This window comes from Achromobacter pulmonis (assembly GCF_902859765.1).
GTDB classification, from domain to species: Bacteria; Pseudomonadota; Gammaproteobacteria; order Burkholderiales; family Burkholderiaceae_B; genus Achromobacter; species Achromobacter pulmonis.
On the sequence record NZ_CADIJV010000005.1, the window covers coordinates 90,676 to 105,826 of the forward strand.

The window sequence follows — 15,151 nt, forward strand, 5'->3', positions numbered from 1 at the left end:
CGCAGGCCTGTATTGGGCACCGACGTTGCCAGCGAGCAGCGCGGTCAACTGGAGCGAGACACATGACATCAGGTTTCAACCAATCCGATAAGCGGATCTCCCTGGCCGCGCTGGGCGCGATGATTCCAGACGGGGCATCGGTGGCGCTGGGCGGCAGCTTTCTGCATCGCGGGCCTTTCGCGCTGGTGCGCGAGCTGATCCGGCAAGAGCGCCGCGGCCTCGAAATCATCAAGCAATCGCCGGGTTACGACATCGATATCCTGTGCCGGGCCGGCGTGGCCACGCGGGCGCGGGCCGGCATCGTGGCGATGGAAGGCAATTTCGGCCTGGCCCCCTGGTACCGCAAGGCCATCGAACAGGGGCGGCTCGAACTGGAAGAGCACGCGTGCGCCAGCCTCACGGCGGGCCTGCGCGCCGCCGCCTTCGGGGTGCCGTTCATGCCCTGCGGCGGCCTGCATGGCAGCGATCTGCCCGCGCTGAATCAATGGAAGCTGCTCGACGATCCCTATGGCAGCGGGGCCAGCACCTATCTGATTCCCGCGGTGAAGCCCGATTTCGCGGTGCTGCAGGTGTCGGAGATCGACCGCCTGGGTAACGCCCGCGTCCATGGCACGGCGCATTGGGACCGCATCATGTCGCGTGCCGCGGGCTCGGTGCTGGTGGTGGCCGAGAAGCTGGTCGAGACGGAAGTGTTCGAAGCGCAGCCCGAAGCCACGCTGCTGCCCTACTTCATGGTCGAGGCGTTCACGGTATTGCCGGGCAGCGCGTGGCCAGGGTCCTGCACGCCGTATTACGACATCGACTACCCCGCCGTCGAGCGCTATATGGATACGGAACGCACGCTGCAGGCGCATATGGCCGAGGCGCCCGAGCTCAAGGAGACTTCGCATGCCTGACACCTTTTCGCCCTTCGCGCACGTGGTGCTGGGGCTGGCCCGTTTCATCCAGCCCAATGAGATCACCTTCAGCGGCGTGAACTCGACGCCGCCGATGCTGGCCTGCCTGCTGGCCAAGCAGGCCTACGATTTCGATTTCATCTACATCAACGTGGCGGGCGGCGTCGATCCGCGCCCCGAATCCATCCCGATTTCCAGTTCGGATCCGCAACTGGCCGCCCATACCGCCTCGATTTTCTCCAACGAAGATTTCTATGATCTGTGCACCCGCGGCCGGATGGATCTGACCTTCCTCGGCGCCGCGCAGATCGACGGCGAGGGCTGCGCCAACAACTCGTGCATTGGCGACTGGCATCAACCCAAGGTGCGTCTTCCGGGCGGCGGCGGTGGCGCGGTGATGTTGCCGACCGCGCGGCGCGCCTGCACCTGGCGCACCGAGCATTCGCCGCGGACCTTCGTGCAGACGCTCGATTTCCGCACCTCCTGGGGAGGCTTTCACGGCGTGGTCACGCCCATCGCCGTCTTCATCAAGCGCGATGGCCGCCTGGCCCTGCAGTCGTGGCATCCGGAATCGAGCCTGGCCGAGGTGCGTGAGCGCACGGGATTCGCGTTCGACGCCACCGGCGCGGCGCCGACGCCGCTGCCCACCGCGGCAGAGCGGGCCGCCCTGGCGGCGCTCGACCCCGAAGGCATATTCGAACGCGATGCCAACGTGCGGCTGCGCTGACGCGCGGCAGGGAGACTGGCAATGAATGAAATTCCGACGCTGCCGCAGACCTGGCAGGCGCAGTGGCGCGCGCCCGGACTGCGCGACCGGCCCGCACTGATCACGGCACAGCGCGAATGGACCTACCGGCAACTGGACGCGGCCGTGCGCGGCGTCGCGGGCGGCCTGCGGCGCGCCGGCGTGCAGGCCGGGGATTTCGTGGCGCTGGCGCTGGAACGCGGGCCGGCGCAAGTGATCGCGCTGCTCGGATGCATCGCCGCGGGCGCCTGCCCGTGTCCGCTGGAGCCGCGGATCGCCGCCGAGGAAACTGCGCGGCGGGTCCAGGCGGTTGGCCTGGGCTGGATCGTGCACGATGATGACAATGCCTCAGGCGCGACGGCTTGCGGGCTGCCGGCGGCGCGCATCCTGGCCTGGGAGGCGTTGGCGGATGCGCAGCCGTACTGGGCGCCGCACCCGGCGCCCGCCGATGCGGCGTTGCTGCTGTTCACGTCGGGCAGCACCGGCAGGCCAAAAGGCGTGCTGCTATCGCATCGCGGTATCGCGCGCAATACGGCAGGCATTCTGGCGCACACCGGGCTTGGTCCGGAGGATGTGCTGCTGCACCTGATGCCGCTGCACCATACCAACGCCATCAACAACCAGGTGTTCGCGCCGCTGGCCTGTGGCGCCGCCATCGCCTTGGCCGAGCGCTTTCGCGCCGAGGCCCTGCCGCAGGTGCTGTCGCGCTTCCGGCCGACGGTGTTGACCGGCGTGCCCACCATGTATGCGCGCATGCTGCGCCAGACCTTCGCGCCGGATGCATTTTCGCGGTTGCGGCTATTGCGCTGCGGGTCGGCGCCGATTACGACCACGCTGCATCGTGAAATCGAGGCGTTCACGGGCTGCGAACTGGTGGTGTCGTATGGGCTGTCCGAGGCCACCTGCACCTCGACCATGAATCCGCCGGGCGCGCGCCGCATCGGCACGGTCGGCACCGTGCTGGCGGGGCAGCAGGTGGCCTTGCTGGACGCCTCCGGCAAGCCGGTGGCCGCCGGGGGGGAAGGGGAGATCTGCATCGGCGGCGATGCGCTGATGCTCGGCTATCTTGGCCACGATGGCGATGACCCGGTGCGCGACGGCTGGCTGCACACCGGCGACCTGGGCCGTTTCGACGCCGACGGCTATCTCAGCATCACCGGCCGCATCAAGGAAGTGATCATCCGTGGCGGCGAGAACATCTCGCCCAGGCTGATCGAAGACGTACTGGTCACGCTGCCGGGCATTGCCGCCTGCTGTGTGGTGGCGCAGGGCGATGCGGATCTGGGCGAAGTGCCGGTGGCGGTGGTGATGGCCGATGGTTCGGCGGCCATGCCGGCCGAGGCGGACATGCGGGCCCTGGTGCAGGAGCGGCTGGGCCGGATCTATGTGCCGCAAGCGGTCTACTGCCGCGATGCCCTGCCCGAGAATGCGGTGGGCAAGGTGGATCGCAAGGCGCTGGCGGAGTGGGTGCGGACCCGCGCGGCCGAGCGATAGGCGACCAGGCGTGGCGCGGCTGCCGGCGGCCGGCGCCACGGTATCCATGGCATTGAAGTCCGCGGCCGCCGCGCCGCCGCGCCGGCGCGCGGGCGTCAGGGGCTGGCCGCGGGCGTTGGCGCCACCACGGTTGCGCGCGGCAGCTCCACGCGGAAACGCGTGACGGCGTCGCGCGATTCGGCACTGATGCGGCCGCCATGGGCCTGCACCACCTGTTGCGCGATGAACAGTCCCAGCCCCAGGCCGCGATGGCCGCCGGCGCGCCGGGCGCCGCTGCGGAAGGGGTCGAACAAGCGCGGCAGCACATCTGGCGGAATGTTGCCGCCGTTGCTGACGGTGATGGCGACTTGGCCGGCCGCCGTGCCGTCGACCTCGACCTGCACCGGGACGTCGGGGCTGCCGTGGTGCAAGGCGTTGCCCAGCAGGTTGGCCAGCACCTGCGCGATGCGCTCGCCGTCCCAGACTCCGTTGGTGTCGCCGCGATAGGCGGCTTCGATCGGGCGGCCGGCGAAGCCGGTGCGGATTTCGTCCAGCGTGCGCTCGACCAGGGTTTCCATGTGGGTGCTTGCGGGCGCCAGCGCCAGGCCGCCGGCCTGGCGGATGCGCGTCACGTCGAGCAGGTCCGAAATCAGGAGGTTCATGCGCTCGCCGCTTTGCAGGATGCGCTGCGCCAGGCTGACGACGCGCGCGTCGTCGCTCTGGCGCCGCAGCAGCGCAGCGCCCATGATGACCGCCTGCAGCGGCGTGCGCAGATCGTGGCCGAGCACCGCCATGAACATGTCATTGACCCGCAGGGCCTCGGTGCGCGCTTCCAGTTCGCGCGCCAGCGCGCGCCGGCGTTCATGCAGTTCGAAGAAGACATTTGCCTTGCTGCGCAGCATGTAGGGGTCGACCGGCTTGTACAGGAAGTCCACCGCGCCGCTTTCGTAGCCGCGGAATTGCCAGCTCTGTTCATGCGAGCCGGCGGTGATGAAGATCAGCGGGATATGGCGGGTGCGCGCGCTGCCGCGGATCAGTTCGGCCAGCTCGAAGCCATTCATGTCGGGCATCTGCACATCGAGCAGCGCCAGCGCCACGTCGGGATGGTTCAACAGCAGTTCCAGCGCCTGCGGGCCGGACTGGGCCTTCAGTACCTGGACGCGGTCGCTGGCCAGCAACGCTTCCAGCGCGATCAGATTCTCGGGAACGTCGTCGACCAGCAGGCATTTGACAGGGGTGTCCGGCGTGGGGGCAGGTGTCGATATCATGGTGTCGGGGAAGTGGAATCAGGACAGCGGCCGCGCGGGCAGGCGCGCCAGCAGGGCGGCGATGGCCGCGGGAGAGCGCACGCAGGGCGTATCCAACAGCGCCAGCGCGGCGTCGGGCATGGCGCGCATGGCGGCCGAGTCCGGCGCCTGCACCACGGCCTGGCCGCCGGCGGCGTGGATCGCCGCCAGCCCCTGGGCGCCATCTTCGTTGGCGCCGGACAGCAATATGCCCAGCAGCCTGGCGCCGTAGCAGTCGGCGGCGGATTGGAACAGCACGTCGATCGATGGTCGCGAGAAATGCACCGGCGGCCCGATCGACAGCGCCAGGCGCGGGCCGCGGTCGACCAGCAGATGGTAGTCCGGCGGCGCGAAGTAGAGATGTCCGGGCAGTATCGGCTGCTGGTCCTCGGCCTCGCGCAAGGGCAGCGCGCAGCGGTCGCGGAAGATCTCGACCAGCAGGCTGCGGCGGTCGCGCGGCAGGTGCAGCAATACGATCACCGCCGCGCGCAGGCCGGCGGGCAGGGCCGGTAGCAGCAGATTCAGGACTTCGATGGCGCCGGACGAGCCGCCGATGACGATCGCGTCCCAGCCGGGCGTGGACGCCTTGTCGTCGCGGGGCGCTGACGGGCGGCGGCTCACAGCCCGGCCTTTTTGCGGTAGATGCGGTCTTCGAGCACGAAGTCGTCGAAGCCGTCGGCCTGGGCCGAAAAGCGTACCGATTCCCGCGACCCCAGGCCCAGGAAGCCGCGATGGACCAGGGCATCGTGGAACAGGCGCAGCGCCCGGTTCTGCAACTCGCGCTCGAAGTAGATGAGCACGTTGCGGCACGACACCAGGTGCACTTCGGCGAACACGCTGTCCGTGGCCAGGCTGTGGTCAGAGAAGACCATGTGCGCGCGCAGCGCCTTGTCGAACACCACGCGGCCGTAGCGGGCGGTGTAGTAGTCGGACAGGGAGCTACGGCCGCCGGCCTGAGCGTGGTTGCGGGTGAACGCGGCCACCCGCTCCAGGTCGAACACGCCTTGCTCGGCCGTGCGCAGCGCATGGGGATTGATGTCGGTGGCATAGATCAGTGCGCGCTCCAGCAAGCCTTCCTCGCGCAGCAGGATGGCCAGCGAATAGACTTCTTCGCCGGTACTGCAGCCGGCCACCCATACCTTGATCGAAGGGTAGGTGCGCAGGATCGGCACCACTTCTTTGCGCAGCGCCAGGAAGTAGCCAGGATCGCGGAACATGTCGCTGACCTGCACCGTCAGGAACTGCAGCAACTCGGTGAACACCGGCGGTTCGTGCAGCACGCGGTCCTGCAGCAGGGACAGGGTCTTGCAGCCGAAATGCGCCAGGGCGCTTTGCAGGCGCCGCTTGAGCGAGGCCTGCGCGTAGGCGCGAAAGTCGTAGTGATAGTGGTGGTAGATCGCCTCGAGCAGCAAGCGCTGCTCGATATCCTCGGTAGGCGTCTGGTTCGGTCGCGGCATGATCGTCATCGGGGCAGGGGGCGGCCGGTCATTTTCCCATCCAGACGCGCACCAGCGACAACAGGCGTTCGACATCCAGCGGCTTGGCGATGTAGTCGTTGGCGCCCGCGGCCAGGCATTTCTCCTGGTCGTCCTTCATGGCCTTGGCGGTCAGGGCGATGATGGGCAGGCGGCGCCATTGCGGCCGTGCGCGGATCTCGCGCATGGCGGTGTAGCCGTCCATCTCGGGCATCATGATGTCCATCAGCACCAGGTCGATGGCCGGCTGGCCCTCGGCGCCGGCGCGGTCCAGCGCTTCGAGCGCCTCGCGGCCGTTGCGCGCGATCTCCACCCGCAGGCCGGTCGGCTCCAGAATGCTGGAGAGCGCGAACACATTGCGCACGTCGTCCTCGACCACCAGCACGGTGCGGCCTTCGAGCGCGGAATCGCGGCTGCGGGCCAGTTCCAGCATCTGGCGCTGCTGCGGCGGCAGGTCGGCTTCGACCTGGTGCAGGAACAGCGTCACTTCATCGAGCAGGCGTTCGGGCGAACGCGCGTCCTTGATGATGATGGACTTGGAGAAGCGGCGCAGCTGCTGTTCCTCGTCGCGCGACAGCGCCCGCCCGGTGTAGACGATGACGGGCGGGAACGACACGCTGTCCTGCTCGGCCATGGCGCGCAGCAGCTCGTGGCCGCTGATGTCCGGCAGGTTCAGGTCCATGACTACGCAGTCGAAGGTGGTGTTGCGCAGCAATTCCAGCGCGGCATGGGCGGTGGCGGCCGGGACGATCTGCACGTCGTCGCGCGCCAGCAGTTCCCGCACGCTGTCGCGCTGGCGTTCGTCGTCCTCGACCACCAGCACGCGCCGCACGTTCTGGGTGAACTTGGCTTCCAGGCGCTGCAGGGCCCGCTCCAGTTCCTCGCGCTTGACCGGCTTGAGCGCGTAGCCGACCGCGCCGCGGCCCATCGCTTCCTGGGCGTAGTCGGCGACCGAGACGATATGGACCGGAATGTGGCGGGTGTGCGGATTGCGCTTGAGCTGGTCCAGCACGCCCAGGCCCGAGAAATCGGGCAGGTTGATATCGAGCACGATGGCGTCGGGCCGGCGCCGCGCCGCCAGCGCCAGCCCTTCGGTGGCGGTGTGCGCCGCCAGGCAGCCGAAGCCCATCTCGCGCGCCAGGTCGCCCAGGATGGCGGCAAAGCGCTCGTCGTCTTCGATGACGAGGATGCTGCGGCCGGCGTCCTGTTCCGGTTCGGGCTCGGGGGCCGCGGCAAGGGGCGTGGGGGAAGGCGCCATCGCGGGGGGCTGGGGTATCGCCGCGCGCGGCGGCACGCCGTCATGCGGCGCCGGCTGGGCTTCCAGGCGCAGCGGCAGCAGCAGCGTGAAGACGCTGCCTTGCCCCGGCGTGCTGACCAGCGACAGGGTGCCGCCCAGCAGCTTGGCCAGGTCGCGCGAGATCGACAGGCCCAGGCCGGTGCCGCCATGCTTGCGGTGAGTGCTGCCGTCGGCCTGGCGGAAGGCCTCGAAGATCAATTCCTGCTGCTCGGCCGGCACGCCGATGCCGGTATCTTGCACCGCGAATGACAGCATGCCGCGCGGCGCGCGCGCCACCTTGAGGGTGACACTGCCGCGCTCGGTGAATTTGAGGGCGTTCGACAGCAGGTTCTTGATCACCTGGCCGAGGCGCTGCGGGTCCGTGTGCAGGGCCGCCGGCGAGTCGGCGGCGATATCCAGGTCCAGCTTCAGCCCCTTTTCCTGGGCGATCGGCCGCAACGGGTCGAGCAGCCGTTGCAGCGTCGGGGCGATCGCCACCTCTTCGACCTCCACGGTGGCCTGGCCGGCCTCGATCTTGGCCAGGTCGAGAATGTCGTTGATCAGCGCCAGCAGGTCGCTGCCGGCGGCATGGATGGTCTGCGCATACTTGACCTGTTCCGGGCTCAGGTTGCCGGGCTTGTTGTCTGCCAGCAGCTTGGCCAGGATCAGGGTCGAGTTGAGCGGCGTGCGCAGTTCGTGGCTCATATTGGCCAGGAATTCGCTCTTGTACTGGCTGGCCTGGCTCAACAGGCGCGCCTTGTCGGTCAGCGCGCCCTGGACCCGCAGCAACTGCTCGGTCTGCAATTCCAGGCTGACGTTGGCCTGCTTGAGCTCGGTCTGCTGCGTTTCCATGCGCGCCTGCGATTCCTGCAGGATGCGGCTTTGCTGTTCCAGTTCTTCGTTGCTGACGCGCAGTTCTTCCTGCTGGGTCTGGAGTTCTTCGGACTGGCGTTGGGTTTCCGCCAGCAGCGCTTCCAGCCGGGTGCGGTCCAGCCCGGCGCGGATGGCCGAGGCCAGCATCTCGGAGGCGCCTTCGAGCAGGCTGCGTTCGCTCTGGCCCACCGGATGATTGAAGCCCAGCTCGATCACGGCATACACCCGCTCGTTCTGCATGGCGGGCGCCAGCACCAGTTCGGCCGGATTGGAGCGGCCGGTGGCCGAGGACACCTCGAAGTGGCCGGCGGGCACGTCGCGCAGGTGCAGCAGTTGGCGTGAACGGGCCGCCTGTCCGACCAGCCCTTCGGCGGGGGATATCTTCTGCGCCAGGCGCTCGGGGGGGCAGGGCATAGCCGCCGAACAGCGTCAGGTCGTCGCCGCCGTTGACCACGTAGCCGGCCCCCACGCTGGCGTTGAGGTACTGCGCCAGGTATTCGAGCGCGCGCTTGCCGATCTCGTCCAGACGGTGATCGCCGCGCAGGCGCAGGCTCAATCCGGAAAGCCCGGCGGTGATCCAGGCCTGGCGCGCCTTGGCGCGGTATTCGCGGATGGTCATGGCGGCCGAGGCCGTGATCAGCACCAGCAGCAGCAACGACCCGCCCCATGAGTAGTAGGCCGAGGTGGCCGAGGCGGCGACCCAGGCCTCGCGTTGTTCCGTGACCAGGGACATTTGGCGCGTGTACAGGTCGGCGACCAGGTCGCGCAGCCGATCCATTGCTTCCTTGCCCGAGTCGGTCCGCACTACGGCCAGCGCGCCTTCGACATCGCCGGCCTTGCGCATTTCGATGGTGGTCCGCAGCTCGGCCAGTTTCTGCTGCGTGATGCCGGCGATATCGTTGACGATGCGGCGTTGCGCCGCATCCGCGGCGGCGGCTTGCTGGACCACCGCCAGGCGCTGTTCGATCAGCGGCACCGAGCGCAGGTAGGGCTGCAGGTAGGCCGGATCGCCCGTCAGCAGATAGCCGCGCTGGCCGATTTCGGCGTCCTTGAGCGCCGAGTTGAACAGGCTCAGCTGGCGCAGTGTCTCGGTCGTGTTGTCCATGGCCTTGACCGCCTCGGCGCGGGTATTGGCCGAGCGCACGTTGACGAAGGCGATGAGCAGCGTGGCCAGCGCGGCCATCACGAAACCGATCATCAGGGTGCGCGGAACGGCATGGCGGCTGGCGGAGTGCGGCATGTGCGGCATGGGAACGGTTCGGCGGGGAAAAAATGAAGCAACGACTATACAGGGGTCCGGGGGAGTGGTTTCGTCCGGATACAATTGCTTCCCCCTCGAAGGGCGCGCATCCCCTAGGATTCGGCCTTCCCCGCTGTGCCAATCCGCTTGCGCGCCGCCTGTGGCGCGCGCGGGACATGACAACCATGACGAAAATCCTTTTGGTCGACGATCAGCCGGCGTTGGTCGCCCTGATGAGCGAATTCCTGAGTAGCGAAGGCTACGACGTCATCACGCATACCGATGGCCTGACGGCCTTGCGGCAGATGCTGGAACTGCGGCCCGACCTGGTCATCACCGACTTTTCCATGCCCGGCATGGACGGCGGCGCCTTGCTGACCGCCATGCGTGAAAACGCCTATCTGAACGATACCCCGGTCCTGGTGCTCAGCGGCCGGCCCGAATCCGAGATCGGCCCGGCCTGCGCCGGGCGCGCGACCCTGTTGCGCAAGCCCGCCGAGCCGGAAGCGGTGCTGCTGGCCATCCGGCGCTTGCTGCCGGCCGCGCCGCGGCAGGGGGCCGGGCGTTTGGACGCGGGCCTGGCCGCGACGGCCCCGGCATTGACGGCGGGTTGCTAGCCGGATCGGGGACGGCGCGGCGGCGCGCGCCATGCGGCCAGCGGGCAAGGCGCGGATCGCTGGCGGCTCATTGTTGCTGGGCAGGCGTCGCGGCGCGGGAGGCCTGCGTGGACAGGCGTTCCTGCGTCAGGGTGCCTGGTTCGGCCTGGGAAGGACGCACCACGACGGCATTCCGGCTGTCGCTGGCGCCCAGCTTGGGCAGGTCCACCGGACGCGCGGCCAAGTTCGAAAAGGGGCCGCCGCCGCTGGCCGGCACGCCGTCCAGCGTCAGGTTCGCCGCCCATTGGCCATCACGGCGCGATAGCACCTGGTAGCGCTGTGGCGAGCCGGCCATGCGCGCCACCACATACAACGTGCCGTCAATCAAATGGATCGCCGGCGGTGACGCCGCCTCGGCCGGCAGCCTGGCGGGCTTGCCGCGCTCGACCAGCCAGAGCGGGCCATCCGCGCGCTCCAGGACCGCCACTACCACGTTGCCCTGCGCGTCGGCATCGATTGCCGGACGGCCTATGTAGGGCACGCCCAGGTCGGCCGGCACGCTCCAGTCCATTTCCAGGTCGGTGGTGTCGCCGGTTTCCTCCAGGCGGGTCAGGTGGTTGTTGCCGCGTTGGCGGAAATACAGTTCGACCCGGTGCTCGTGGTTGCGGATCGCGGCCAGCCCGCCGGCCGCCGCAGGCGCCGGCACGCGGCGCCAGGCCTGCCAGTCCGGCCGCTGGCCCTTGGCGGCCGGCAATTGGCGGGAGGAGAACAACTGCCCGCCCGCCGACGCGAAGACGATGTAGCGGCCATCGTCGCCGCGCACCACCGCGGGCGCGCCGGAGGCGCCGTCCAGCGGCGGCAGGCTTTGCCAGGGCCCCCAGCTGCCATCGATGCCGGACGGTGAGATCCAGTGCAGCCGGCCGTCATAGCCCAGCGCGACGGCGGCGGCCTCGCCGCGCGGCGCCACCGCGGGAATCTGGATGACGCGGATGCCGGCCAGCGCCTGCCACCCCTGCCAGGTGCCGTCGTGGCGTTGCTTGTTGGCCCATACCCCGCCCAGCGGATCGCGCGCCATCAGGCCGGCGGTGCCGTCGGCGTGGCCGAACGTGACCAAGGGGCCGCCGGTGCGGCCGCCCAGGCTTTGCCAGCGGCGCTGGCCCGCGTCCCAGCGGTTGGCGGCGGCGTTGGTCTCGCCCGCCGCGAACACCACCAGCCCGTCGCGCTTGTCGGGATAGATCTGCGGCGGCATGTCCCGGCGCGAGACGTAGTAGGCGCGCTGTACCCAGGCGGCCGCGGGACCGGCGGGTTCCTTGCAGCCGCTGGGGCCGGCGCAATAGTGGTAGTCGTTCCAGGCGTAGTGCTGGAAGATGATGGATTTGCTGGCGATCTCGCTGTCGGCGAGATTGCTGGCGCGCTCCTGGCTGGGATAGTCGATATAGCCGGTCTCGGCATAGTTGCCGGGCGCGCGCAGCATGGCGGCGCGCACCAGCCGCGCGCTGGCGATGTGGTCGGGATGGCCGTGTCCGGCGCAGCGCCAGCACAGTTGCGTATACGGCACGCTGATCGTGTCGTCCAGGTGACGCACGGTGGTCGGCTGGTATTGCCGGATCAATTCGGCCAGGGTGTCGATCAACTGTTCGCGCGAGTACACCTCGGGGTATGGGCCGAGCGTGTCCACGTTCTGTCCGGGTTCGGATTCGGCGCGGCTCAGCGGCGTGAGGCTGCCCCAGCCGTTGCCCAGCCACGGGTCCTTCAGGCGCAGATGCCACAGTTGCACGCGCGGGTTGCCCGACAGGCTGAAACGCGCGATCCGGCGCTGGCCCGCGTGGCCGACGCCTTCCTTCCAGAGATCGGGCTGGCCTGCCATATAGGCATAGGCCGCGCGCACGCCGCGTTCCCGACCCAGCATGTAGGGGGCGCCTTCGCCCGCATCGCTGGCGGTCAGGTAGACCACCCGCACGCAGCCGCCGGCCGCGATGTTGGAGGCGATGTCCGGGTTCATGAACAGCAGGTCGTCGTCCAGGTGGGCGACGAAGGCGAGGTCTTTGATGCCATTGCATTGCGCCAGGGTGGGGGGCGCGGCGAAGGCGGAGCCGGCCAGGCCGGCGAGCATCAGCGCTTGCCCGAAACGGGCGAGCAAGGTCGTGAGAATCCGCGTCAAGGGGCCCGCTCCTGAGGCATGGTCATGAAACTGCGCGATTGCGCGCATCTTAGCAAGCCGCGCCTGGGCGCAGGCAGGCGGGATGGCGCCCTTTGGCGAAAAGCCAACAAGCGGATTGCCTGGCAATGCAACCGCCGCGCGCAACGGCCAGCCGCCGCCGCGGCGTTGGCCGCCTGCACACAAAGTGGGTGCGTGCGCATAGAATCAGGCAGGAAATCCAGCGGATTGCACTACCGGCAGGCGCTCCGATTCCGGAAAATGCCAGTCTGGCCGGCTGCCGGCCCCGTTTCGGGACGACGGCCGGCGGATGCCCGCCGCCGTTGCCGCGCCAGTTCGCCACCTCCTTCCACCTCCATGAGGATTTCGCCATGACACAACTGCAAGTCAACGGCCAGGCCAGGGACGTGACCGTTCCGGACGATATGCCTTTGTTGTGGGTGCTGCGCGACGAGCTTGGCATGACCGGCACCAAGTTCGGCTGCGGCATGGCCCTGTGCGGCGCCTGTACCACGCACCTGGATGGGCAGCCGATCCGCGCCTGTGTCACGCCCGTGTCGGCGGTGGCCGGCCGGGCGATTGCGACCATCGAGGGCATGGATGCCGATCCGGTCGGCCGGACCGTGCAGCGCGCCTGGATCGAGAACAATGTGGCGCAATGCGGTTATTGCCAGGCGGGGCAGATCATGACGGCGGTCGGCCTGCTCAAGGCCACGCCCGCGCCCACCGAGCAGCAGATCGACGAGGCCATGAGCGGCAACATCTGCCGCTGCGGCACCTATCCGCGCATCCGCGCCGCGATCCAGCAGGCGGCGGCCCGCCTGGCCCAGGGAGGCAAGTGATGATGGACACGGCACAACGCGCGCGACGCGATTTTCTCAAGGGCGGGCTGGGTGCGCTGACGCTGGCGGTGACAGGCAGCGGCCTGGTCAGCGCGGTGCGGGCGGCCGGGGCGGAGCCTCGCAAGTACGGCGCCGATTCGATGCCGGGCGGCACGGTGGATGATCCGCTGGTGTTCGTCTCGATCGCGCCGGATGGCACGGTCACCATCGTGGCGCACCGGGCCGAGATGGGCACGGGCGTGCGCACCAGCCTGCCGATGGTGGTGGCCGATGAAATGGAAGCCGACTGGGCGCGGGTCCGCGTGGTCCAGGCCGGGGCCGACGAGGCGCGCTACGGCAACCAGAACGTGGACGGCTCGCGCAGCGTGCGGCACTTCCTGTTGCCGATGCGCCGGGTGGGCGCCGCCGCCCGCCAGATGCTGGAGGCCGCCGCCGCCGCGCGCTGGTCGGTGCCGCGGGACCAGGTGCGCGCGACCCGCCACGAGGTCGTCCATGACGCCAGCGGCCGCAGGCTGGGCTATGGCGAGCTGGCGGCCGATGCCGCCCGGTTGCCGGTGCCGGCCGGTGACGCGCTGCGGCTCAAGGTGCCCGCCGATTTCCGCTACATCGGCAAGAGCGAAGTGCGCCTGGTCGACCTGGAGGCCATCGGCAAGGGCCAGGCCGCCTATGGCATGGATTGCCACCTGCCCGGCATGGTGTACGCGGTGGTGGCGCGGCCGCCGGTGGTCGGGGGCAAGCCGCGCCGCGTCGACAGCGCCAAGGCGCTGGCCGTGCCCGGCGTGCTGAAAGTGGTGGACATTCCGCCGATGCAGGGCGCGCCCGCCTTCCAGCCCCTGGGCGGCGTGGCGGTGGTGGCGCGCAATACCTGGTCGGCGATCCAGGGCCGGGCGGCGCTGGAGATCGAGTGGGACGATGGCCCCAATGGCGACTACGATTCGGCGGCCTACCGGCAGACCCTGGCGGCCGCCAGCCGCGCGCCGGGCAAAGTCATGCGCGACCAGGGCGACGCGCCGGGGGCCTGGGCCCAGGCCGGGGAGGCCGAACGTTTCGCGGCCGATTACCATGTGCCGCATCTGGCGCATGCGTCCATGGAACCGCCGGTGGCCACGGTGCGGATCCAGGGGGATCAGGCCGAGGTCTGGACCTCGGTCCAGAACCCCGCGGCGGCGCAGGAGGCCGTGGCCCGGCGGCTCAAGCTGGACCCGGCGAAAGTCAAGGTGAACGTGCTGTTGCTGGGAGGCGGGTTCGGACGCAAGTCCAAGCCCGACTACGTGGACGAAGCCGCCATCGTGGCCCGTGCGATGCCGCAAGGCACGCCGGTCAAGCTGGTATGGACGCGCGAGGACGATATCCATCACGACTATCTGCACACGGTATCGGCAGAGCGCCTTGAGGCTGTGGTGGACCAGGACGGCAAGGTGCGGTCGTGGCTGCATCGCAGCGCCGCGCCCACCATCGGTTCGCTGTTCACCGAGGGCGCCCAGGGCGAGCAGTTGTTCGAATCGGCCATGTCCGCCATCAACATGCCCTATGTCATCCCCAACGTGCGCGTCGAGACCGCGCCGGTCGCCGCGCATGCGCGCATTGGCTGGTTCCGTTCGGTGTCCAACATTCCGCACGCGTTCGCGGCGCAGTGCTTCATCGCCGAGTTGGCGCATCGCGCCGGCAAGGATCACAAGCAATACGCGCTGGACTTGATCGGGCCGGCCCGCCGCATCGATCCAGGCACCCTGGCCGATACCTGGAACTACAGCGAATCGCCTGAACGCTACCCCTACGACACGGGCCGCCTGCGCGGCGTGATCGAGGCGGCCGCGCGCGGCGCCGGCTGGGGGCGGGAACTGCCGCGGGGTCATGGTCTCGGCCTGGCCTTCTGCTACAGCTTCATGAGCTACACCGCCACGGTGGTGGAAGTGGCGGTGGACGCCAAGGGCGAGGTCCAGGTGCTGGCCGTGGACATGGCGCTCGACTGTGGGCCGCAGATCAATCCCGAGCGCATCCGCGCGCAGATGGAGGGCGGCGCCATCATGGGCCTGAGCCTGGCCTTGCTGGGCGAGATCACGTTCGAGCGGGGGCGCGTCAAGCAGAACAACTTCTACGATTATGAAGTGCTGCGCCACGGGGCGTCGCCGCGCGTGATCCGCACTCACCTGGTCAACGATGACCATGCCTTGCCGCCAGGCGGCGTGGGCGAGCCGCCCGTGCCGCCGGTGGCGCCGGCGCTGTGCAATGCGATATTCGCGGCCACCGGCAAGCGGGTGCGCGACCTGCCGGTACGGACGGTGGCCTAG

Annotated in this window: 10 protein-coding genes and 1 pseudogene; 6 read left to right on the forward strand and 5 right to left on the reverse strand. The window is 69.2% G+C overall.

What is annotated here, in order from left to right:
- Positions 1-62: 62 nt before the first annotated feature.
- Genes HV701_RS06620 through HV701_RS06630 form a run of 3 tightly spaced genes read left to right on the forward strand, consistent with a single transcriptional unit; the run spans position 63 to position 3,135 of the window.
- On the forward strand, positions 63-896 hold the full coding sequence (locus HV701_RS06620) for a CoA transferase subunit A (protein WP_175132279.1): 834 nt from the start codon (positions 63-65) through the stop codon (positions 894-896).
- Complete coding sequence (locus HV701_RS06625; RefSeq protein ID WP_175132280.1) at positions 889-1,623, forward strand: CoA-transferase subunit beta; 735 nt, start codon at positions 889-891, stop codon at positions 1,621-1,623. The genes HV701_RS06620 and HV701_RS06625 overlap by 8 nt, the downstream gene beginning before the upstream one ends.
- Positions 1,624-1,644: 21 nt before the next feature.
- Positions 1,645-3,135, forward strand: a complete 1,491-nt coding sequence (locus HV701_RS06630; RefSeq protein ID WP_175132281.1) for a class I adenylate-forming enzyme family protein — start codon at positions 1,645-1,647, stop codon at positions 3,133-3,135.
- A 95-nt stretch (positions 3,136-3,230) separates the two neighbouring features.
- Here HV701_RS06630 and HV701_RS06635 read toward each other — a convergent pair whose 3' ends face one another.
- The 4 genes and pseudogenes from HV701_RS06635 to HV701_RS06650 form a co-directional block, all read right to left on the reverse strand.
- Positions 3,231-4,382, reverse strand: coding sequence for a hybrid sensor histidine kinase/response regulator (locus tag HV701_RS06635; protein ID WP_175132282.1), 1,152 nt, complete (start codon positions 4,380-4,382; stop codon positions 3,231-3,233).
- A gap of 18 nt (positions 4,383-4,400) precedes the next feature.
- Positions 4,401-5,021, reverse strand: a complete 621-nt coding sequence (locus HV701_RS06640; RefSeq protein WP_175132283.1) for a chemotaxis protein CheB — start codon at positions 5,019-5,021, stop codon at positions 4,401-4,403.
- Entirely contained in the window at positions 5,018-5,857 is an 840-nt protein-coding gene (locus tag HV701_RS06645; RefSeq protein ID WP_175132284.1) for a CheR family methyltransferase, read from the reverse strand. Before HV701_RS06645 ends, HV701_RS06640 begins: the two co-directional genes overlap by 4 nt.
- Positions 5,858-5,885: 28 nt before the next feature.
- Positions 5,886-9,273 (reverse strand): annotated as a pseudogene (locus HV701_RS06650) (response regulator).
- A 176-nt stretch (positions 9,274-9,449) separates the two neighbouring features.
- On the opposite strand from HV701_RS06650, the gene HV701_RS06655 reads away from it, so the two are divergent.
- Positions 9,450-9,881 carry a response regulator gene (locus HV701_RS06655; RefSeq protein ID WP_244957807.1) on the forward strand — a complete coding sequence of 144 codons (432 nt, stop codon included), beginning with the start codon at positions 9,450-9,452 and terminating at the stop codon, positions 9,879-9,881.
- 67 nt (positions 9,882-9,948) lie between these two features.
- On the opposite strand, the gene HV701_RS06660 is transcribed toward HV701_RS06655, so the two are convergent.
- Positions 9,949-12,021 (reverse strand): DUF8189 domain-containing protein, encoded by a 2,073-nt coding sequence (locus HV701_RS06660; protein ID WP_476927915.1) that lies wholly within the window; start codon positions 12,019-12,021, stop codon positions 9,949-9,951.
- A 368-nt stretch (positions 12,022-12,389) separates the two neighbouring features.
- Here HV701_RS06660 and HV701_RS06665 point away from each other — a divergent pair, with 368 nt between their 5' ends.
- Together HV701_RS06665 and HV701_RS06670 are read left to right on the forward strand one after the other, a co-directional pair.
- Positions 12,390-12,860: a (2Fe-2S)-binding protein gene (locus HV701_RS06665; RefSeq protein ID WP_175132286.1), complete on the forward strand. Its 471-nt coding sequence runs from the start codon at positions 12,390-12,392 to the stop codon at positions 12,858-12,860.
- The gene (locus HV701_RS06670; protein WP_175132287.1) at positions 12,860-15,151 is read left to right on the forward strand and encodes a xanthine dehydrogenase family protein molybdopterin-binding subunit; all 2,292 of its coding nucleotides are present in this window, start codon (positions 12,860-12,862) and stop codon (positions 15,149-15,151) included. The genes HV701_RS06665 and HV701_RS06670 overlap by 1 nt, the downstream gene beginning before the upstream one ends.